At 47.5% G+C, this 19865-nt stretch carries 22 protein-coding genes; 3 read left to right on the top strand and 19 right to left on the bottom strand.

What is annotated here, in order from left to right:
• Position 1 precedes the first annotated feature (1 nt).
• The 3 genes from prmA (at position 2) to CAP31_RS14385 (ending at position 3006) form a co-directional block, all read left to right on the top strand.
• The gene (gene prmA, locus CAP31_RS14375) at positions 2-892 is read left to right on the top strand and encodes a 50S ribosomal protein L11 methyltransferase (protein WP_087448160.1); all 891 of its coding nucleotides are present in this window, start codon (positions 2-4) and stop codon (positions 890-892) included.
• Entirely contained in the window at positions 889-1821 is a 933-nt protein-coding gene (locus CAP31_RS14380) for a zinc-ribbon and DUF3426 domain-containing protein (protein WP_087448161.1), read from the top strand. The genes prmA and CAP31_RS14380 overlap by 4 nt, the downstream gene beginning before the upstream one ends.
• 141 nt (positions 1822-1962) lie before the next feature.
• The gene (locus CAP31_RS14385; RefSeq protein ID WP_087446117.1) at positions 1963-3006 is read left to right on the top strand and encodes an IS481 family transposase; all 1044 of its coding nucleotides are present in this window, start codon (positions 1963-1965) and stop codon (positions 3004-3006) included.
• A gap of 93 nt (positions 3007-3099) precedes the next feature.
• Here the strand turns inward: CAP31_RS14385 and CAP31_RS14390 are convergent, their stop codons facing one another.
• The 19 genes from CAP31_RS14390 to rpmH form a co-directional block, all read right to left on the bottom strand.
• The gene (locus tag CAP31_RS14390; protein ID WP_087448162.1) at positions 3100-3522 is read right to left on the bottom strand and encodes a F0F1 ATP synthase subunit epsilon; all 423 of its coding nucleotides are present in this window, start codon (positions 3520-3522) and stop codon (positions 3100-3102) included.
• Between the two features lie 63 nt (positions 3523-3585).
• A complete protein-coding gene (atpD, locus tag CAP31_RS14395; protein ID WP_087448163.1) occupies positions 3586-4965 on the bottom strand; it encodes a F0F1 ATP synthase subunit beta in 1380 nt (459 codons plus the stop codon).
• Positions 4966-4992: 27 nt separating this feature from the next.
• The gene (gene atpG, locus CAP31_RS14400; protein ID WP_087448164.1) at positions 4993-5856 is read right to left on the bottom strand and encodes a F0F1 ATP synthase subunit gamma; all 864 of its coding nucleotides are present in this window, start codon (positions 5854-5856) and stop codon (positions 4993-4995) included.
• 13 nt (positions 5857-5869) lie between these two features.
• Positions 5870-7411, bottom strand: coding sequence for a F0F1 ATP synthase subunit alpha (atpA, locus tag CAP31_RS14405; protein ID WP_087448165.1), 1542 nt, complete (start codon positions 7409-7411; stop codon positions 5870-5872).
• Positions 7412-7433: 22 nt separating this feature from the next.
• The gene (locus tag CAP31_RS14410; RefSeq protein ID WP_087448166.1) at positions 7434-7970 is read right to left on the bottom strand and encodes a F0F1 ATP synthase subunit delta; all 537 of its coding nucleotides are present in this window, start codon (positions 7968-7970) and stop codon (positions 7434-7436) included.
• Between the two features lie 2 nt (positions 7971-7972).
• Positions 7973-8443 carry a F0F1 ATP synthase subunit B gene (locus tag CAP31_RS14415; protein ID WP_087448167.1) on the bottom strand — a complete coding sequence of 157 codons (471 nt, stop codon included), beginning with the start codon at positions 8441-8443 and terminating at the stop codon, positions 7973-7975.
• A gap of 32 nt (positions 8444-8475) precedes the next feature.
• Positions 8476-8715, bottom strand: a complete 240-nt coding sequence (gene atpE / locus CAP31_RS14420) for a F0F1 ATP synthase subunit C (RefSeq protein WP_087448168.1) — start codon at positions 8713-8715, stop codon at positions 8476-8478.
• Positions 8716-8756: 41 nt separating this feature from the next.
• Entirely contained in the window at positions 8757-9599 is an 843-nt protein-coding gene (gene atpB / locus CAP31_RS14425; protein ID WP_087448169.1) for a F0F1 ATP synthase subunit A, read from the bottom strand.
• Between the two features lie 10 nt (positions 9600-9609).
• A complete protein-coding gene (locus CAP31_RS14430; protein WP_087448170.1) occupies positions 9610-10026 on the bottom strand; it encodes an ATP synthase subunit I in 417 nt (138 codons plus the stop codon).
• Positions 10027-10160: 134 nt separating this feature from the next.
• Entirely contained in the window at positions 10161-11000 is an 840-nt protein-coding gene (locus tag CAP31_RS14435) for a ParB/RepB/Spo0J family partition protein (RefSeq protein ID WP_087448171.1), read from the bottom strand.
• 47 nt (positions 11001-11047) lie between these two features.
• Positions 11048-12280, bottom strand: a complete 1233-nt coding sequence (locus tag CAP31_RS14440; RefSeq protein ID WP_087448172.1) for a diguanylate cyclase domain-containing protein — start codon at positions 12278-12280, stop codon at positions 11048-11050.
• 82 nt (positions 12281-12362) lie between these two features.
• Entirely contained in the window at positions 12363-13145 is a 783-nt protein-coding gene (locus tag CAP31_RS14445) for a ParA family protein (protein ID WP_087448173.1), read from the bottom strand.
• On the bottom strand, positions 13138-13761 hold the full coding sequence (rsmG, locus tag CAP31_RS14450) for a 16S rRNA (guanine(527)-N(7))-methyltransferase RsmG (protein WP_087448174.1): 624 nt from the start codon (positions 13759-13761) through the stop codon (positions 13138-13140). Before rsmG ends, CAP31_RS14445 begins: the two co-directional genes overlap by 8 nt.
• A 2-nt stretch (positions 13762-13763) precedes the next feature.
• Complete coding sequence (mnmG, locus tag CAP31_RS14455) at positions 13764-15659, bottom strand: tRNA uridine-5-carboxymethylaminomethyl(34) synthesis enzyme MnmG (RefSeq protein ID WP_087448415.1); 1896 nt, start codon at positions 15657-15659, stop codon at positions 13764-13766.
• Positions 15660-15925: 266 nt separating this feature from the next.
• Positions 15926-17263, bottom strand: coding sequence for a tRNA uridine-5-carboxymethylaminomethyl(34) synthesis GTPase MnmE (mnmE, locus tag CAP31_RS14460; protein ID WP_087448175.1), 1338 nt, complete (start codon positions 17261-17263; stop codon positions 15926-15928).
• Positions 17250-18902 carry a membrane protein insertase YidC gene (yidC, locus tag CAP31_RS14465; RefSeq protein WP_087448176.1) on the bottom strand — a complete coding sequence of 551 codons (1653 nt, stop codon included), beginning with the start codon at positions 18900-18902 and terminating at the stop codon, positions 17250-17252. Before yidC ends, mnmE begins: the two co-directional genes overlap by 14 nt.
• A 26-nt stretch (positions 18903-18928) precedes the next feature.
• The gene (gene yidD / locus CAP31_RS14470; protein ID WP_087448177.1) at positions 18929-19138 is read right to left on the bottom strand and encodes a membrane protein insertion efficiency factor YidD; all 210 of its coding nucleotides are present in this window, start codon (positions 19136-19138) and stop codon (positions 18929-18931) included.
• Positions 19123-19482, bottom strand: coding sequence for a ribonuclease P protein component (gene rnpA, locus CAP31_RS14475; RefSeq protein ID WP_087448178.1), 360 nt, complete (start codon positions 19480-19482; stop codon positions 19123-19125). Before rnpA ends, yidD begins: the two co-directional genes overlap by 16 nt.
• A gap of 21 nt (positions 19483-19503) precedes the next feature.
• Complete coding sequence (rpmH, locus tag CAP31_RS14480; RefSeq protein ID WP_087448179.1) at positions 19504-19650, bottom strand: 50S ribosomal protein L34; 147 nt, start codon at positions 19648-19650, stop codon at positions 19504-19506.
• Positions 19651-19865: the final 215 nt, after the last annotated feature.

The raw sequence follows: 19865 nt of genomic DNA on the forward strand, positions 1-19865 counted from the left end.
CATGCCATGGCAATCAGTCACGCTACCGGCTACCGCAGAGGAAGCAGATCGCTTATCTGATGCCTTAATGGTATTAGGTGCGATCTCCGTGAGTATCGAGGATGCCGCGGCGGGAACGGTGATTGAAACGCCCATTTTCGGTGAACCTGGCATGCCACCTGATGCACTGTGGCGTGACAATTATGTTGTTGCGCTGTTTGAACAACATGCCAATGTTGCGCAAATCATCCAGACAGCGGCAGCTGAAGTTGCTTATACCGTGCCGAACTACCAGATTGGCCATGTGGCAGAACAAGACTGGGTCAGATTGACTCAGGCCGAATTTGATCCGATACGAATATCAGATCGTCTTTGGATCATTCCAAGCTGGCACCAGGCGCCCGATGACAAGGCAATCAATCTCCGCCTCGATCCTGGCCTGGCTTTCGGTACCGGATCTCACCCCACTACCCGCTTATGCCTGCAATGGTTGGATCAAAATATCGTTGGCGGCGAATCGGTGCTGGATTATGGTTGTGGTTCCGGCATTCTGGCGATTGCCGCATTAAAATTTGGTGCAGTCAAAGCCTGGGGGATCGATATCGATCCGCAAGCAATTACTACTGCCAAAGGTAACGCCGCTAACAATCAAGTCCCGGATGATTTTTATTTGCCTGATGCCGATGTGGCTGCACGTGCAAACATTGTCGTTGCCAATATTTTGACCAATCCATTACTCGCGCTGGCTCCATTACTTGCGGAGCGCTGTTTGCCTCGTGGCAAACTGGTTTTGTCCGGCATCTTGGTTGAGCAGGCCGAAAAAGTGATCTCGGCCTATGCTGATTGGTTCGACATCACGGAATGGCGCTCAGAAGACGGATGGGTCTGTCTGATAGGCGATAAACGTACGTGACTTCACATACCACCTGCCCCATCTGCCATACCGTTTTCAGGATATCACCCTTATCCTTGGGTGAATCCAAAGGTATGGTGCAATGCGGGGTGTGCGGCATGGTATTTGATGCTCTGCAAAATTCCGATCACTCCGACGATATCGGCGACGCATCAAATCCGCCCGTTGAACAGACCGACATTTCTGTCGGCGACCTGGCTGCGCCATTAATTGAACCTTTATCCGAGGAGCCAACTGCTTCAAGCGAGCCCGCCAAACCTGTCGAGCAGTTACAGGAAATCAATCCAGTAAGCCTGCACTTGGATACAGTAGACTCAAATATCGAAGAATCCGTTGATGTGGATTTAAGTGATCTTGACATCGACACACGGCATGCTGATAGCAGCGATCCTCCCCAGCCAAACGTAACGCCTCGAGAGGTCAATTTCGTCACCAGACCGTCGCACCAGCGCCAATATTTATGGTTGATGACGTCATTTGTGTTATGCGTCTTGGTGGCCGCACAATTCACGATTTTATACAGGGATAAGCTTACAGCCAATTTTCCAGACGTTGCGCCGGCAATTGATGCGCTTTGCCATTTATCCAATTGCCAGGTACAACTACCAACAGATTTGAATCTGGTCAAGATTACATCAACAGCATTCGAAGCTGATACCGTTAACCCGAATTTGATTTCCATGCATATTGGACTGGAGAATCAGTCGGATATCCGTATCGCATTCCCGAGTCTGGCTTTATCGCTCACCAATGACGAGGATGAGATTGTGGTGAAAAGAAATTTTCGTCCCAGTGAATATCTATCCAGGCAGAATAATGTAACTGAGGGCATTGCAGCCCATGAGGAAGTTTCTGCACATCTAATTATTGATGTCGACGGCGTTTCGGTATCCGGTTATAAAATCTCAATTTTTTATAATCAACAATAAAAAGGCAATCCGAAGATTGCCTTTTTTGTAGTAGTTCCGACTTGATCTGACAGTATGGCCTTGCCAAAGGTGAGGTTACCCGGTTTGATATAGGTGCGAATCTTTATCAAACAAAGCGCGCAAGCGCCAAGGAGTAACCCCATGAACAGTTTTCACCAAAACGTTATCAAACACAAGGTTGGCCTGCTGAATCTGGCTGCTGAACTCGGTAATGTGTCCCGCGCCTGCAAGGTGATGGGCTTTTCCCGCGATACCTTCTACCGTTATCAGTCGGCTATGGAAAACGGTGGTGTCGACGCCCTGATCGATGCTAATCGCAGAAAGCCGAACCACAAGAACCGGGTTGAAGAGGCCACAGAATTAGCGGTTGCCGCCTTCGCCCTGGAACAACCGGCATTTGGTCAGGTGCGCGTATCCAATGAGCTGCGCAAACGCGGCATCTTTGTTTCTCCCTCTGGTGTACGCTCTGTTTGGCTGCGGCGTGATCTCGAATCGTTCAAGAAGCGCCTGACTGCACTGGAACGGCATGTTGCTGAAACGGGCGAGGTGCTGACCGAAGCGCAAGTAGGCGCCCTGGAAAAGAAACAGGACGACGATGTGGCGCATGGCGAGATTGAAACGGCTCACCCAGGCTATCTCGGCAGCCAGGATACGTTCTATGTGGGCACCCTCAAAGGCGTCGGCCGGATTTACCAGCAGACCTTCGTTGACACCTATTCGAAGTGGGCAGCGGCCAAACTCTACACGACCAAAATGCCGATCACCGCAGCCGATCTGCTTAATGACCGGGTGCTGCCATTCTTCGCCGAGCAGAACATGGGGATGATACGCATCCTGACGGATCGCGGCACCGAATATTGCGGCAAACCGGAATCCCATGACTATCAGCTCTATCTGGCCTTGAATGACATCGAGCATACCAGGACCAAAGCCAATCATCCGCAGACCAACGGCATCTGTGAACGCTTCCACAAGACCATCCTGCAGGAGTTCTATCAGGTCGCGTTCCGGCGCAAGATTTACCGGTCAATCGCGGAGCTGCAAACGGATCTGGATGAATGGCTGGTTTATTACAACAATGACCGCACCCATCAGGGCAAGATGTGCTGCGGCCGCACTCCGACGCAAACACTTATTGACGGAAAGGAGGCATGGCACGATAAAATCACCACATTGAACAACTGAATCTGAACTGACAGCTGCATCTGTCAAACCGGGGAACTGTCAGATCAGATCGCGACTACTACACCTTTTTATTGATAAGCATTTGCCAGTGGATCAAGTATGCTTCCTCAATTTCTGGATAGCTGCAATTTGCGCAACTGCCTCAGCGAGTTCAGCCTGAGCTTTAGCATATTCCATTTCAGAAGAATGATTCTTCATAGCTTCTTCCGCCTGACGCTTTGCCTCCAATGCGCGCGACTCATCCAAGTCCTTACCACGAATGGCGGTATCAGACAGAATCGTCACCACATTTGGCTGCACTTCAAGCATTCCACCCGATACGTAAATCAGCTCTTCCTCAGCAACATCGGGCTTCTTGATACGTACAGATCCAGGCTTGATTCGGGTAAGCATTTGCGTATGGCGTGGATATATACCAACCTCGCCCATTTCAGCCGGAACGATAACATATTCCGCTACACCCGAAAATAAAGCCGTTTCTGCACTCACTATATCTACATGTATGGTCATTGCCATAAATCTTTCTTCCCTGCGAACGGTCAGCGGACGTAACGCATATACATTACGCCCTAGCTGGGATTACTGGATGGTCTTGGCTTTCTCGACCGCTTCTTCAATGGTGCCGACCATATAAAATGCCTGCTCTGGCAAATGATCATATTCACCATTGACGATGGCTTTGAAGCCGCTGATAGTATCTTTGAGTGAAACATATTTACCCGGTGCTCCGGTAAACACTTCAGCAACGAAGAAAGGTTGTGACAGGAAGCGCTGGATTTTACGCGCACGTGCCACAGCCAATTTATCTTCCGGTGCCAACTCATCCATACCCAGAATTGCGATAATATCGCGCAATTCCTTATAACGCTGCAATACAGACTGAACACCACGAGCCACGCTGTAATGTTCTTCGCCCACGACCAATGGATCGAGCTGACGCGAAGTGGAATCCAGCGGATCCACCGCTGGGTAAATACCCAATTCAGCAACCTGGCGAGATAACACTACAGTCGCATCCAAGTGTGCAAAAGTCGTTGCAGGTGAAGGGTCGGTCAAGTCATCCGCAGGCACATAAACAGCCTGGATCGAAGTAATCGATCCTTTTTTGGTCGAGGTAATACGCTCTTGCAGACGCCCCATTTCTTCTGCCAGTGTAGGTTGATAACCCACAGCAGAAGGCATACGGCCTAACAATGCAGAAACTTCCGTACCGGCCAGGGTATAACGGTAGATATTATCTACGAACAGCAACACATCGCGACCCTCATCGCGGAAAAATTCCGCCATCGTCAAGCCGGTAAGCGCGACCCGCAGACGGTTACCAGGCGGCTCGTTCATCTGCCCGTAAACCAGAGCGACCTTATCCAGAACGCCGCCATCCTTCATTTCGTGGTAGAAATCGTTACCTTCGCGAGTACGCTCACCCACGCCGGCAAACACTGAATAACCGCTGTGCTCAACAGCGATGTTACGAATCAGCTCCATCATGTTAACGGTCTTACCCACACCAGCGCCACCGAACAGACCAACCTTACCGCCCTTGGCAAACGGGCAGATCAGATCGATCACTTTAATACCGGTTTCGAGTAATTCATTGGAAGCCGCCAACTCATCGAAAGCAGGTGCTTTACGGTGGATGCCCCAGGTCGTTTCATTACCGATTGGGCCCATTTCATCGATAGGGTTTCCCAATACATCCATGATACGGCCTAGTGTCTTAACGCCAACCGGCACCGAAATTGGTGCGCCTGTACCGCTCACCAACATGCCACGGCGCAAACCGTCAGTTGTACCCATAGCAATGGCGCGAACTACGCCATCGCCTAACTGCTGTTGAACTTCCAACGTCAGTTCAGGCGTTTCCATTTTTAGTGCATCATAAACCTTAGGCATTGCATCCCGTGGAAATTCCACGTCAACAACTGGCCCAATGATTTGTACGATTTTGCCTTGACTCATCGTCGTTCCTTGAAATATCAAAATTACTTAAACGGCCGCAGCACCCGCTACGATCTCGGAGAGTTCTTTGGTAATGGCTGCCTGACGTGTCTTGTTATAGACCAGCTTGAGTTCGCCAATTACGTTTTTAGCGTTATCGGAAGCAGCCTTCATTGCCACCATACGCGCGCTTTGCTCACAAGCCATATTTTCCGCCACAGCTTGATAAATCAGCGCCTCAATGTAGCGTGTCAACAAGGCATCCACAACCGACTTCGCCTCTGGCTCATAAATGTAATCCCAGTGATGTACGGGTTTATCATCTTTTGGCGCAGACAATGGCAATACCTGCTGTACCATTGGCTCTTGCTTCATGGTGTTTACAAAGCGGTTGTATACGATATGCAGCGCATCGATCTTGCCTTCCATATAAGCATCCAGCATGACCTTTACTGGCCCGATTAAACGCTCGATATGAGGAGTATCTCCCAGCGCCACTACATGCGAAACCACATTGCCGCCTGAGCGCTGCAAAAATCCCAAACCTTTATTGCCAATTGCAGTCAGGTCAACGCTCACGTTGGCTGCATCCCATTTTTTCATCTGGTTTACAACCAAGCGCAGAACATTGGTATTCAGACCGCCACACAAGCCCTTATCCGTTGTCACAACGATAAGACCAACACGCTTGTCCTGATCACGTTGAGTAACAAATGGGTGCTTGTATTCCGGATTGGCCTGGGAAAGATGAGCGGCAACATTTCCAATCTTCTCTGCGTATGGTCGGGCAGCGCGCATGCGTTCTTGCGCCTTGCGCATTTTCGCGGCGGCTACCATTTCCATAGCGCGAGTAATCTTGCGCGTATTTTCTACGCTCTTGATCTTAGTCCGTATCTCTTTACCTGAAGCCATGATTGTTATCCAATCAATAAACGGCTGAGGACTTGAATTCCTCAATAGCCTTGGTTAATGCAGCTTCTACATCAGCAGGCATGTCACCAGTGCTTTGCATTTTATCCATCAACGCACCGTGTTTAGATTTCACAAAAGATGCCAAAGCAGCTTCAAAAGCAAGCGTCTTCTTCACATCAATATCATCCATGTAGCCTTTGTTAACCGCAAACAAAGTTAAAGCCATCTCTGCCACATTCATTGGAGCATACTGGTTTTGCTTCATTAATTCAGTAACCAGCTTGCCGCGTTCCAGCTGCTTGCGGGTCGCCTCATCCAAATCAGAAGCGAACTGGGCGAAAGCCGCCAATTCACGATATTGAGCCAATGCCAAACGAGTACCGCCACCCAGTTTTTTAATTACTTTGGTTTGCGCTGCGCCACCAACTCGGGAGACGGACAAACCTGCGTTAATTGCTGGACGGATACCTGCGTTGAACAAGTCGGTCTCCAGGAAAATCTGACCGTCAGTAATAGAAATAACGTTAGTCGGTACGAATGCGGAAACGTCACCGGCCTGGGTTTCAATCACAGGCAAGGCTGTCAGTGAACCGGTTTTGCCTTTAACTTCACCACCCGTTAATTTCTCAACTTGGTCTGCATTGATACGTGCTGCGCGCTCAAGCAAGCGGGAGTGCAGATAGAACACATCGCCAGGATAAGCTTCACGACCAGGCGGACGGCGCAACAGGAGTGAAATTTGGCGATAAGCCCAAGCTTGCTTGGTCAAATCGTCATAAACAATCAGCGCATCTTCACCGCGATCACGGAAATATTCACCCATGGTGCAACCTGCATAAGGTGCGATGTACTGCATTGCAGCGGAGTCGGAAGCCGTAGCTGCAACCACGATAGTGTGGCCCATTGCGCCATGCTCTTCGAGCTTGCGTACAACGTTGGCGATCGAAGAAGCCTTTTGTCCAACGGCAACGTAGATACAAATAACGCCTGTGCCTTTTTGATTGATGATGGCATCCACCGCGACTGCGGTTTTGCCGGTCTGACGGTCACCAATGATTAACTCACGCTGTCCACGACCAATAGGCACCATGGCATCCACTGACTTCAGGCCGGTTTGCAATGGTTGCGTAACCGACTGACGTGCAATAACGCCCGGGGCGATTTTTTCTATCGGGGAGGTCAGTTTGGTATTAATTGGGCCCTTGCCATCAATAGGCTGACCTAGCGAATCTACCACGCGTCCGATTAGCTCGGGTCCGATTGGCACTTCCAGAATACGACCAGTGCACTTGACCGTATCGCCTTCGGTAATATGTTCGTATTCACCTAGCACAACTGCGCCAACTGAATCGCGTTCCAGGTTAAGCGCCATACCGAACGTATTGCCTGGGAACTCCAGCATTTCGCCTTGCATTACATCGGACAAACCATGAACGCGTACGATACCGTCAGTCACAGACATTACTGTACCTTGAGTACGTAATTCAGCGGCAACAGCCAAGTTCTGAATTTTACTTTTTATGAGATCACTGATCTCGGTGGGATTGAGTTGCATTGATTGCTCCTAACGGAATCTCTTAACGTTTTAACGCGTATGCCATACCTTGCAGTTTGCCTCGCACCGAAGCGTCATACACTTCGTCGCCTACGGCAACAATAATTCCACCAATTAATGTGGTATCTACTGTAACAGTTGCGTTTATTTTGCGATTGAACTTTTTTTCAAGGCGGGCGGACAGTTCCGCAATTTGTTCTGTGCTCATGGCGAACGCGCTGGTTACATCTGCTTCCAGTACGCCACCTTCATTAGCCTTTAGTGTCTCAAATTGAGTGACGATTTCCGGCAACACGCTGATACGGCCGTTTTCTATCAGCAGCTTAACAAAACTGCCTGCTTCGGCGCCAAGATTGCTGCCCGAGACACTCAAAAATAATTCACCTAACTGACTGCCATCTACTTTCGGATCTGCAGCTAATCTCTGCATGTCACTGTCGGCGGCAACCAGTTGTGCGAATGCCAATTGCTCTGACCAGGAACCCAGGGCATTACTTTCCTTGGCCAGACGGAACACAGCTTCTGCATATGGACGGGCGATAGTTGCTATTTCGGCCATGATTACAGCTCGTTCTGAATCGCGGTTAATAGGTCTGCATGTGCTTTTGCATCGATTTCACGACGCAAAATCTTTTCCGCACCTGCCACTGCCAGTTCAGCCACTTGTGCCCGCAACGCTTCTTTTGCACGCACAGTTTCCTGGGCAACGCTTGCTTGAGCACTTGCTATCATACGATCGCCTTCGGCTTTAGCAGCATTTTTTGCTTCTTCAATTAATTGCACTGCTCGTTTTTCAGCCTGGGCAATTATTTCAGCAGCCTTTTGCTTTGATTCATGCAAGTTTTCGCTAGCACGCTTAGATGCCAATTCCAGCTCATGCTTACCGCGTTCACCTGCAGCCAAACCATCTGCAATTTGCTTCTTGCGCTCACTGAGCGCCTGCATAATCGGTGGCCATACGAATTTCATGCAAAACCAAACAAACACGAAAAACGTAATAGATTGCCCGATTAGGGTAGCATTAATATTCATGCCAGAACCTTTCTACGTTTGTAACTTCTAGCTTAGCCTGCAACCGCAAACAATACGTACATTGCCAAACCAACAGCAATCATAGGCACAGCGTCAACCAAACCCATAACGATGAAGAATTGTGTACGCAGCATTGGAATTAATTCTGGTTGACGAGCAGCACCTTCCAGAAAACGGCCACCTAAAATACCGATACCGATGGAAGCGCCTAAAGCACCTAAGCCCATCATCATTGCGCCGGCAACGTACAGCACTGCGTGAATCATATCCATTTACTACTCCTCAATTAAAAATCAAAACAAATAACAAAATCTTAATGGTGCTCTTGATGTGCCATGTCTAAATACACAATGGTTAATGTCATGAAAATGAAAGCCTGAAGTGTCACAATCAGAATATGAAACACTGCCCACCCCCACTGCAACGCACCACCAAACATGCCGATGCCGATACCACCGCCAAACATGAGTGCTATCAGAATGAAAATCATTTCTCCAGCATACATATTGCCAAACAAACGCAGCGCCAAGGATACCGGCTTCGCGATCAGATTAACACCTTCAAGAAATATATTTGCTGGCAAACCCAGCTTGCCAAACGGCTGTAGCGTCAATTCACCAACGAAACCACCAACACCCTTCATCTTGATGCTGTAGTAAACCACCAGTAAAAATACCGCTATGGCCATACCGAATGTGGCATTCGGATCAGTGCTTGGAACCACTTTAAAGAATGGCAATCCCAGTTGATGTGCTATTTGCGGCACCCAGTCTACCGGCAACAGATCCATTAAATTCATCAGCAGTATCCACACGAAAATGGTTAGCGCTAATGGCGCAACCAATGGGTTTTTACCTGAAAACGAACCACGGACACTGGTGTCGATAAATTCGACGATCCATTCCACGAAATTCTGCACGCCTGTCGGAATCCCTGCCGATGCGGTTTTTGCCACGGACCGGAATACGAATAAAAACACCAGACCCAAAAACAATGACATTCCCAGAGTATCCAGGTTAAATGCCCAAAACCCCATTTCTTTTGCTTGTTCAGCACTATGAGCCAAACCCCAGCTGCCATCCGGTAACTGACCATAAGTCAGGTTCTGCAAATGGTGTTTTATATATTCGGAAGAAGTAAGTGCTTCAGTCGACATTATGATTACTCTAGCTCTGTTTAATTTTATTTTTACCTGTGCGTATAAATATCACGCCCAGCAAAAACATTAATTGTCCAATTATAAAACTCATTAACACGATTATCGGAGATAGCTTTAATGCGCCCATCATCCCGATTGCCAATAAGCACGCTGTTAATACAAACCGCTCGATCCCGGATCGATACACTGCTTTTAAACTTTCCTGCGCTGATCCATTTGTTTTCCGGCTTGCTTTTCGCATACGCCAGTACAAAAATCCACTATTCGATATAGCTACCAAACTGCCATATAGCGTGGATTTGACCGCATGAGGAATATTCAACTTGATTGCCAATATTGCAATAATAGCTACAATTAATTGCAATTTAATAACAGCTTTAATTTTCTCTGCGTCTTGCTTTTTGTGCTGTATGGTTGATTGCATTGCTCACCCATGAGGCACGAAATTAAACAGCCAAGACCCATCGCCTCGGCAATTAATCCGAGATAATACATTACACTGTCTGCTTAATGCAACCCTTTGATTTTTAACGGCCATTCCCATGCCGCAATTATTTGCTATAACTTGTTGATTATATTATCTAACTGGTCATAACTGCTATATTCTATCGTCAATCTTCCCGAACCGTTTTTTCGCGTCTGTATTACCACCTTGGCGCCCAAACGGTCAGACAAGCCTTCTTCCAGATTGATTACATCCCGGTCCTGTATCACTTCTTTTTTTGCAGCGGGATTAATTTTTCGCGACACTAGCTTTTCTGTTTCGCGTACAGATAATTGCTTGCTTATCACCTCATCGACAATTTCGAGTTGCAAGGCATTTGGCGCAGACAATATGCATCTTGCATGTCCCATATCTATTTTTGCATCCATCATCAACACCTGGATTTCTGGTTGCAAATTCAATAGTCTGAGCAAGTTAGTTACTGCGCTTCGTGATCGGCCCACTGCTTCTGCGGCTATCTGGTGGGTCATGCCAAATTCATCGATCAGCCTCTGAATGCCGGCCGCTTCTTCCAATGGGTTTAGATCTTCCCGCTGAATATTTTCGATCAAGGCCATAGCCAGCGCCGCTTCATCAGGTACTGATTTAATTATTACCGGCACTTCCGTCAAGCCGGCGATCTGCGCAGCTCGCCATCTGCGCTCGCCGGCGATAATCTCCAGCTGTTGACCACCTATGTCTCTTACGAGTATAGGCTGCATCAAACCCTGCGCCTTTATCGAATCTGCCAGTGCATTGAGACTGGCCTCATCCATTTTTGTGCGCGGTTGATATTTTCCCGACTGTAAATTTTTGACGGATACATTTTGCAAATCGCTCTGAACCGCGGATGACGAGCTATCATCACCCAATAACGCATCCAGTCCTCGGCCCAGCCCACGTGCCTTCTTCATTCCATATTCCTTTCGCGATCTAATTTCCAATCTGCGACAGATCGCTATTATTCAGTCGCTTTGTGGATTGCATATTGATTCTTGCCATTCCGCTTTGCGCAATACATGGCTTGATCTGCATTATGCAGTAACTGAGCACCATCAACTCCATGCTCAGGATAAAATGCCAAACCCACGCTTACTCCTATATTGCATACGACGGATCCGATACTAAACGGCTCGCCCAAAAATGCTATCAATTTTTTTGCTACCAAAGTAGCAATTTCCGCATCTTCATTCTCTTGCATGATAATTGCAAATTCATCGCCGCCAACACGAGCAATAAAGTCATAGTTTCTTAACATCCCTTGCATACGCTGGGATGCGAGCGCAAGCAAACGATCGCCAACAGCATGTCCGTATTCATCATTTATTTTTTTAAATCCATCCAAATCCAGATACATGACGGCAAATGATTTTCGCTTAGCGTGTTCCAGAATTTTTTGCTGCAGATAGCTGTTTAACTGGCTTTTATTTGCCAATCCCGTTAATGCATCGCGCGTTGCCTTTTTATGTAGCCGCAGCCTGCTCGCCTCCAGACTTATTAATTTCGTTTCTATATTATGAACATGCCTTCTTGCCCTGCGCAATACAATAAAACTGATAACCACTACAGCTATAACCACAAACAATCCGGTCCATAAAATCGCGTTTCTTGTGGCGTTATATTCCGTTTGCGTTTTTACCAACATTTCTTGCACTTGTTTTTGCTGGTGCTCGCGCAGATTAACAAATGCTGCACGTACACTATTCTGCTGATCCATTACCTCGTTTTTAAGCAAGGATTGGGCTGCTTCGGTATTGCCCACCTCTAACATATTAAGCACATCGGATTGTGCAATTATTATTTTTTGCAAATTCTTAAACTGTTCGTCTAATAACAACCGTTCATTTGGGTCTTTTTCAATTTGGGATAATTGTCGCACCAAACTTAATAAGTTATTACTTTGCTGAAATTCCGCATATAAATTTTTCCGCTCGAGATCATCCTTGCTCAAACTCATTCTTACCAACAATGCACTACGTCTTACCCCTGCGCTTTCGGCATCGTTTAACAGCCGTAATTTTTCAAATTGACGGGCCGTCACCTCTTCCGTTTTTTGCTGCAGCTCGTCTAATTGATTGACACCATAGCCTATCTGCGTCAAGACCAATACGATAAGCACTATGAAGGCAGCTAACACTGATTTTATAAATACATTCGAATCCAATTCCTCATAACGGCCCAAATCCCGACTCATTTAGCAACACCTTTATGTTTTAAATTGATGCAATGATTATGGCAATTTCGATCTGTAATCGGTATTTAAAGTGCTTATCAAACTATCTAGCCTCTTGGCTATCACTATGTCTCCTCAGCACTTCTTTTGCCAATGCCAAATATGCCAGCGCTCCTTTTGAGCTCGAATCGTACATTAATGCCGGCTGTCCGTAGCTTGGCGCCTCAGCCAGTCGGATATTCCGCGGAATGACCGTATCGTATACCTTGTTACCGAAATGATTTTTAAGTTGGTCTGAAACTTGTTGGGCGAGCGTGCTTCGCGGATCGAACATTGTGCGCAACAACCCTTCAATCTCCAGCCGCGGATTTAAGTTTACCCGGATTTTTTTTACGGTATTGACCAGGTCTGACACCCCTTCCAATGCATAATATTCGCATTGCATCGGTATCATCACAGCATCGGCAGCGGTCAGTGCATTAACAGCTAGTAAATTCAGTGCTGGCGGACAATCAATCAGCACATAATCATAATCTTCGATTATTTCAGTCAATGCGGTTTTCAGACGTATTTCACGCCCTGTCTCATCCACCAGTTCAACTTCTGCGCCCGCCAAATCACGGTTGGCTGGCAATATGTCAAATTTCCCATTTGGGCTGAATTTTCTAATTCTCTTTATGGTTTCCAATCCCAGCAGTAAATGGTAGACACTTTTATTCAAATCTCTTTTATTTATTCCGCAACCCATGGTCGCATTTCCCTGGGGATCGAGATCCACTAATAACACGCGCGATCCGGAGGATGACAAACTCGCAGCAAGATTAACCGCAGTTGTAGTCTTGCCAACACCACCTTTTTGATTGGTAATCGCAAATATTTTAGTCATCGACCTCTTTCAGTATCACCAAGTGCCTTTTTGCATCAAGCAATCGTACATTCAATTCATGCATGGAGCTCACTTCGATACCATCGGGCAATGAATTTAGTTCCTGTTCGGGGTATATCCCCTTCATCGCATACCAGTACCCGCCCTTAGATAGCAAATGCCGAGTCAGTTCAATAAACAGGCCAATTTCTGAGAAAGCGCGTGAAATTATGCCATTGAATTTTTGCTCCGACCGCAGTTCTTCCACCCTTCCAGCCATTACGTTCACATTGCTTAGCCCCAATTCAATAATAGCCTGCTGCTGAAATGCGGCTTTTTTCCTGTTACTGTCACTTAGCGTAATACGCTGATGCGGATTGATTATCGCTAACGGGATTCCCGGCAAACCGGCACCACTGCCTACGTCCAGCAGGTTTTCCGCTTTCACGTAAGAGTTCACCGACAAGCTATCCAAAATATGATGCGTAAGCATTTTATGAGGGTCGCGGACGGCGGTCAGGTTATGTACCCGATTCCATTTACCGATCAAATTCAAATACGCGAACAACTGTTGACTTTGCGCAGGACTTATTGCAACCCCCATGCTTGCCGCCTGATCGATCAGATAATGCATCATGCTTATGCGACCGATTTGCGGCGTCCATCGCCATGCCGCTTCAAATGCACCAGTAGCAATGAAATTGCGGCAGGCGTTACGCCTGATATGCGCGAAGCATGCCCTATCGTTTCCGGTTTGTGTCTGTTGAGCTTTTGCTGAACCTCAATCGACAGTCCCGGCACTTGGCTATAATCCAGATCAGGTGAAAGGATTTGAGATTCTTGCGCCTGCGCGCGCGAGATCTCGCCGCGTTGGCGCTCGATATACCCCTGATATTTTGCCTGTATTTCAACTTGTTCGGCTGTCACCGGATCGGTTATTCCTTCACCGGCCGCCGTCAATGTCATTAATTTTTCGTAAGTTACATCCGGGCGGCGCAGCAGATCGTACAAATTGTATTCACGCTCGATTTCTTTACCCAGTACCCGCTCGCATTCCGCCTTGTCCAGCGTTTCCGGCCGTACCCAAACTCCGCGCAACCGCGCTTGCTCCGTCTCGATTTTCTCTTTTTTCTCGGAAAAAGCCTGCCAGCGTGCTTCATCTACCACGCCCAGCTGCCTGCCGATTTCGGTTAAACGCATGTCCGCGTTGTCTTCCCGCAATGACAATCGATACTCCGCTCTGCTGGTAAACATACGGTATGGCTCTGTTACCCCCAGCGTCGTCAAATCATCCACCATAACCCCAAGGTAGGCCTCGTCACGGGCAGGATTCCAGCTCGGCTTGTCCTGGGCCAGCAAACCCGCATTTATTCCAGCTAACAAGCCCTGCGCTGCCGCCTCTTCATAACCGGTTGTGCCATTTATTTGGCCTGCGAAGAATAATCCCGCTATCGCTTTGGTTTCCAAAGACCGCTTCAATTCACGCGGATCGAAATAATCGTATTCAATCGCATATCCGGGACGAATCAGGTGAGCCCGCTCGAAACCTTTGATTGATCGCACCAGTGCCAATTGCACATCAAAAGGCAAGCTGGTCGAAATCCCGTTTGGATAAATCTCATGCGTAGTCAAGCCCTCCGGTTCCACAAATATTTGATGCGATGTCTTATCTGCGAACCTCACCACTTTATCTTCAATCGAAGGACAATAGCGCGGCCCCACTCCCTCGATAACACCAGTATATAACGGTGATCGATCGAGTCCGTTGCGGATAATATCGTGGGTAAGTTCTGACGTGTGCGTTATCCAGCACGGTAACTGTTGCGGGTGCTGTTCACGTCTGCCCAAAAATGAAAATACGGGCGCAGGATCATCACCCGGCTGCATTTGCATGACCGTATAATCAATGCTGCGTCCATCAATACGCGGTGGCGTACCGGTTTTTAGCCTGCCAACAGGCAAATTTAATTCTCGCAATCTGTGTGCCAAACTCACTGCAGGCGGATCGCCCGCGCGCCCGGCCGCATAATTCGACTGACCAACATGTATTAATCCCGCCAAAAAGGTACCCGCTGTAAGCACTACCGCTTTCCCGTAGAAAGCCAAGCCCAGCTGGGTTCTTACCCCCACCACCTTGTCGCCCTCAAGCAACAAGTCATCTACCGCTTGCTGAAAAAGCCATAAATTTGGTTGATTCTCCAAACGACTGCGAATGGCCTGTTTATATAACAAACGATCGGCCTGAGCACGAGTTGCACGCACAGCAGGCCCTTTTGATGAGTTCAGGATTCTAAATTGTATGCCGGCCTCATCCGTTGCCGATGCCATTGCACCACCCAACGAATCGATTTCTTTTACTAAATGCCCTTTACCAATTCCACCTATGGAAGGGTTACAAGACATTTGTCCCAATGTTTCAATGTTATGGGTGAGCAGAAGCGTGCGTACACCCATCCGAGCTGAAGCCAAAGCAGCTTCAGTTCCGGCGTGACCTCCACCGACAACAATGACATCGAATTTTTCTTGATAATTCATTTCTTTACATAAATGTAATAAGTTAACATTGACCATAATAATCCTTACCGCCAGATTATTATTTGAATATGCGCTATTGTACCAAACACATCACGTTTAATTTGATTTAAAAGTTGATTTAAAATTCTCAATGTTTCACGTGAAACATTGAGAATTGCTTAAAAAATAGACTGCTCAGAACGAGCCGTATTGAATTACTTTGATACCGGCAATACAAAACCATTACCGGCGTAAATTATTGGCGCATTGGCCGTTAGGGCGCGTTTTTATTTGCCGATGCAGAAACGACTGAATATTTCACCTAGCAAATCGTCAGCGCTAAACACCCCGGTAACCGAAGACAGTGCATTTTGAGCCAAACGCAATTCTTCGGCCAAAAACTCGAGTGCCGACACCGGCAATTCACTGGCCTGGATAAGATGATGCTTTGCTTCTCGTATTGCGTTCAAGTGTCTTTCCCGTGCCAGGAACACACTGCCGCTTTCCGTTTGCCAGCCAGCAATCTTTAATAAGGCCGCCCTCAATAACGGGATACCGACCCCCGTTTTAGCCGAAACATAAATCTCGCGCGCCGATTCACCGGCAAGCTCTTGCGTTAAATCAATTTTGTTATGCACCGTAAACAATGGCAACCCTGCCGGCAGTTTTGCAATGATATTTTGTTCTGCGGACGTAACGCCATATTGGGCGTCTACCAATAATAATGCGACATTCGCACGGGAAACAGCTTCCCAGGTACGCTCTATACCGATGCGCTCCACCTCGTCGTCAGTGTCACGCAACCCGGCGGTATCAATTACATGAACAGGCACGCCTTCGATTTGGATGGTTTCACGCACCGTATCGCGGGTTGTCCCGGCAATTGCCGTAACAATAGCCACCTCCTGACCCGCTAGCTGATTGAGCAGACTTGATTTGCCTACATTCGGCTGCCCGATTAAAACCACTCGAATACCGTCGCGCAGCAAACTCCCCTGCCGTGCACTCTGTTCTACATCCGTGACCTGCTGTTTTATTTGTGCTAGCCGTTCGAAAGCCTTGGCCGCTTGCAAGAATTCCAGTTCTTCTTCCGGAAAATCCAGCGTCGCCTCCACCAGCATCCGTAAATCTATCAAGCTTGCAACCAATGCATGGATACGTGCTGAAAATTCACCCGTCAACGAGCGCATGGCTGAACGCGCTGCTTCCGCAGAACTGGCATCGATTAAATCAGCGACACTTTCAGCTTGTGTCAAATCCAGCTTGTCGTTCAAAAAAGCGCGTTGTGTAAACTCACCCGGATTTGCCAAACGCGCGCCCAGCTGCAAACAACGATTCAAAACCAGATTAAGCACTACCGGCCCACCATGCCCCTGCAGCTCTAATACATCATCACCGGTGAAGGAATGCGGCGCAGGGAAATACAGTACCACCCCTTCGTCCAGCACGCTGCCATCCGCATCCAGAATGGGCACGAAATGCGCAAAGCGTGGTTTAGGTGTTATACCCGTAACCTGTTGCGCAAATGGAATTAAATGAGCGCCAGAGATACGCACTATGCCTATGCCACCACGTCCAGGCGCAGTGGCAATAGCGGCTATGGTATCGTGATCAGCGTTTGGCATGGCCGGCTTGTGCGGCCTCGTATTTGCGAGTGATGACCCATTGCTGACTAATCGACAATACGTTATTCACTACCCAATACAGCACCAGACCCGCGGGGAAGAAGAAAAAGAAAACGCTGAAGGCGACCGGCATTATCATCATCACCTTGGCCTGTATCGGATCGGGCGGAGTAGGATTCAGTCTGGTTTGCAATATCATGGTCAGACCCATAATAATCGGCAAAATATAAAATGGATCGGGCACGGACAAGTCATGGATCCAGCCTATGAACGGTGCCTGACGCATTTCTACGCTGCCCAGCAAAGCCCAATACAATGCAATAAATACTGGGATTTGCACAACAACCGGCAAACAGCCGCCCAAAGGATTTACTTTTTCTGTTTTATATAAATCCATCATTGACTGATGCAATTTCTGCCTGTCATCGCCATGCAATTCCTTCAGGCGTTGCAGCTTCGGTGCCAAACCGCGCATTTGGGCCATCGACTGATAACTTTTAGCCGATAATGGGAAGAACATCAATTTAATCATGATAGTAAGAATAACAATGGCCCAACCCCAATTACCAACTACTCCATGTATCTTTTGCAACGCCCAAAAAATCGGTGCGGCAATCGGGGTCAGCCAACCATAATCCACCACATAATCCAGCCCCGGAGCTAACGCGGTTAAGGTCTTTTGTATCTGTGGGCCTGCATACATCGGCACATCGAACGTAAGCACCGAGCCGGGTGCGACTTTCCCTTCCGGCAAAATTACGCCGGCGCTATACTGTCCATTGCCAATCGCTTTAGCGTAAAACTCACGTTTACCGCCATTTTTAGGAAGCCAGACCGAAACAAAATGGTGCTGAACCATCGCAATCCAGCCATCATTGGCGAATTTTGGATATTCCTGTTCGCCCTTGTCAAGTTTATGAAAATCAATTTTGGTAAATTTGTTTGCTTCGGTATAAAGGGCTGGGCCGGTAAAAGTATGCACTACCTTTGATTCACCTTCCGGTGTTTTGCCATCACGCACCAACTGGAAATAGGCATCTACCGGAATCACTGTTGTGCCTGGATTGCTTAATTGGTAAGTCACATCGATCGTGTAACTGTCACGATGAAAAGTATAAAGTTTAGTCACTTTCAAGCCGGTTTGCGTATCTTCCCACACCAACGGCACGACGAGCTTATCCTGGCCTGGCGCCAGTTGATAATTTCCCGGGGTCAAAGTAAACAGGGTCTTGTGATTGGGTAAACCGGCGCCTATCAAACCCGTCTGGGCAACATAAGTATGATTTGCGCTCTGCTCAAATAAATACAATGGCTTATTTTTATCCAGCGGATCCTGATAATGCAGTAATGCCAAACTGCGCAAATCGCCACCGTTCGCATCAATTACCGCACGAACCAGATCTGTTGTAACCACGGCTTGAGCCGCTATAGGTAACTGATTGGCCGTATTATTCGGGGCCAAGGTCGTGGCTGCGGAAGTTAAGGTAGGTACAGGTGCGTTGGAATTAACGTTTGCTGGCGCGCCTACCATCGCAGTGGCGGCAGGTTCCGAAACGGCACCCTGTTTTTGCCAGGATTCCCACAACATCAATAATGAAAACGAAAAAACAACAAAAAGAATAAGTCTCTGAGTATCCATAAATGTAACGCTTAGCTATAAAAAGATTAAGGTACTGGATCGTAGCCACCTGGATTACGTGGATGACAACGCGATACACGTTTCATTGCTAACCACCCGCCTTTTAATACACCGTGTTTTGCAATCGCTTCAACGGCGAATTGGGAACATGTAGGCGTAAACCGGCATCGCGGCCCCAACATAGGACTAATAGTGTACTGATATATCTTTACAATTAGAATCAGGAGTTGAGACATCGCTTGGTTTTTTGCAATAAATGAATTAGTTCATTCCGAACTAACAATGACTCGTTTTTATCGAACGATTTCGTTACCCGGACAATATAATCCAGGGCGGGCAAATCATGGCGCTGTAAACGGAATACATCACGCACGATTCGTTTTGCCAAATTACGCGCTACGGCGGTACGCAATTGTTTCTTACCAACAACTATGCCCAGGCGCGCAGCCTGATTCGTGTTAGGTTTGGCATAAACATTTAAAAACCGCCCGATTTTTCCGCAGCGGAAATTAAAAACGGATGAATACTCATCCGTTTTTAACAATCGGCAACTTCGCGGAAAAGTATACCGAATATTCATTTGCTAACTACTATCAGCGAGTTACCGTGATTCACCCACAGCAAGACGAACACGACCTTTAGCACGGCGTGCGTTGATCACAGCACGACCGCCTTTAGTTCTCATTCTAACTAAAAAACCATGGGTACGCTTGCGGCGAATAACGGAAGGTTGGTAAGTGCGTTTCATAACAAAATCCTAATAAAAATAATTCCGTAGAACATAGCATTAGACTATTTTATTACCTCTCTTGTCAAGAACAAACCGCGATTTTTAAATAAAAATAGTTGAAAAGTTAATAGATATCTTTTAATACGCGGATTAAACTTATCATAGTTTCCTTCAAGGAAAACCGTAGCAGTTTTTTGCTCGAAATTTTCTTCACCCAGATAATTTCAACTCCA

This window comes from Sulfuriferula sp. AH1 (assembly GCF_002162035.1).
GTDB lineage: Bacteria > Pseudomonadota > Gammaproteobacteria > Burkholderiales > Sulfuriferulaceae > Sulfuriferula.

Excerpts from the sequence above, each read along its gene's own strand:
- CAP31_RS14385 (WP_087446117.1), top strand. The coding sequence starts at position 1,963 with ATGAACAGTTTTCACCAAAACGTTATCAAACACAAGGTTGGCCTGCTG.
- rnpA (WP_087448178.1), bottom strand. The coding sequence starts at position 19,482 with ATGAATATTCGGTATACTTTTCCGCGAAGTTGCCGATTGTTAAAAACG.
- yidC (WP_087448176.1), bottom strand. The coding sequence starts at position 18,902 with ATGGATACTCAGAGACTTATTCTTTTTGTTGTTTTTTCGTTTTCATTA.
- atpD (WP_087448163.1), bottom strand. The coding sequence starts at position 4,965 with ATGAGTCAAGGCAAAATCGTACAAATCATTGGGCCAGTTGTTGACGTG.
- mnmG (WP_087448415.1), bottom strand. The coding sequence starts at position 15,659 with ATGAATTATCAAGAAAAATTCGATGTCATTGTTGTCGGTGGAGGTCAC.
- atpA (WP_087448165.1), bottom strand. The coding sequence starts at position 7,411 with ATGCAACTCAATCCCACCGAGATCAGTGATCTCATAAAAAGTAAAATT.
- CAP31_RS14445 (WP_087448173.1), bottom strand. The coding sequence starts at position 13,145 with ATGACTAAAATATTTGCGATTACCAATCAAAAAGGTGGTGTTGGCAAG.
- CAP31_RS14435 (WP_087448171.1), bottom strand. The coding sequence starts at position 11,000 with ATGAAGAAGGCACGTGGGCTGGGCCGAGGACTGGATGCGTTATTGGGT.
- CAP31_RS14415 (WP_087448167.1), bottom strand. The coding sequence starts at position 8,443 with ATGAATATTAATGCTACCCTAATCGGGCAATCTATTACGTTTTTCGTG.
- atpB (WP_087448169.1), bottom strand. The coding sequence starts at position 9,599 with ATGTCGACTGAAGCACTTACTTCTTCCGAATATATAAAACACCATTTG.
- mnmE (WP_087448175.1), bottom strand. The coding sequence starts at position 17,263 with ATGCCAAACGCTGATCACGATACCATAGCCGCTATTGCCACTGCGCCT.
- CAP31_RS14440 (WP_087448172.1), bottom strand. The coding sequence starts at position 12,280 with ATGAGTCGGGATTTGGGCCGTTATGAGGAATTGGATTCGAATGTATTT.
- rpmH (WP_087448179.1), bottom strand. The coding sequence starts at position 19,650 with ATGAAACGCACTTACCAACCTTCCGTTATTCGCCGCAAGCGTACCCAT.
- prmA (WP_087448160.1), top strand. The coding sequence starts at position 2 with ATGCCATGGCAATCAGTCACGCTACCGGCTACCGCAGAGGAAGCAGAT.
- CAP31_RS14430 (WP_087448170.1), bottom strand. The coding sequence starts at position 10,026 with ATGCAATCAACCATACAGCACAAAAAGCAAGACGCAGAGAAAATTAAA.
- CAP31_RS14410 (WP_087448166.1), bottom strand. The coding sequence starts at position 7,970 with ATGGCCGAAATAGCAACTATCGCCCGTCCATATGCAGAAGCTGTGTTC.
- atpE (WP_087448168.1), bottom strand. The coding sequence starts at position 8,715 with ATGGATATGATTCACGCAGTGCTGTACGTTGCCGGCGCAATGATGATG.
- rsmG (WP_087448174.1), bottom strand. The coding sequence starts at position 13,761 with ATGATGCATTATCTGATCGATCAGGCGGCAAGCATGGGGGTTGCAATA.
- yidD (WP_087448177.1), bottom strand. The coding sequence starts at position 19,138 with ATGTCTCAACTCCTGATTCTAATTGTAAAGATATATCAGTACACTATT.
- atpG (WP_087448164.1), bottom strand. The coding sequence starts at position 5,856 with ATGGCTTCAGGTAAAGAGATACGGACTAAGATCAAGAGCGTAGAAAAT.
- CAP31_RS14390 (WP_087448162.1), bottom strand. The coding sequence starts at position 3,522 with ATGGCAATGACCATACATGTAGATATAGTGAGTGCAGAAACGGCTTTA.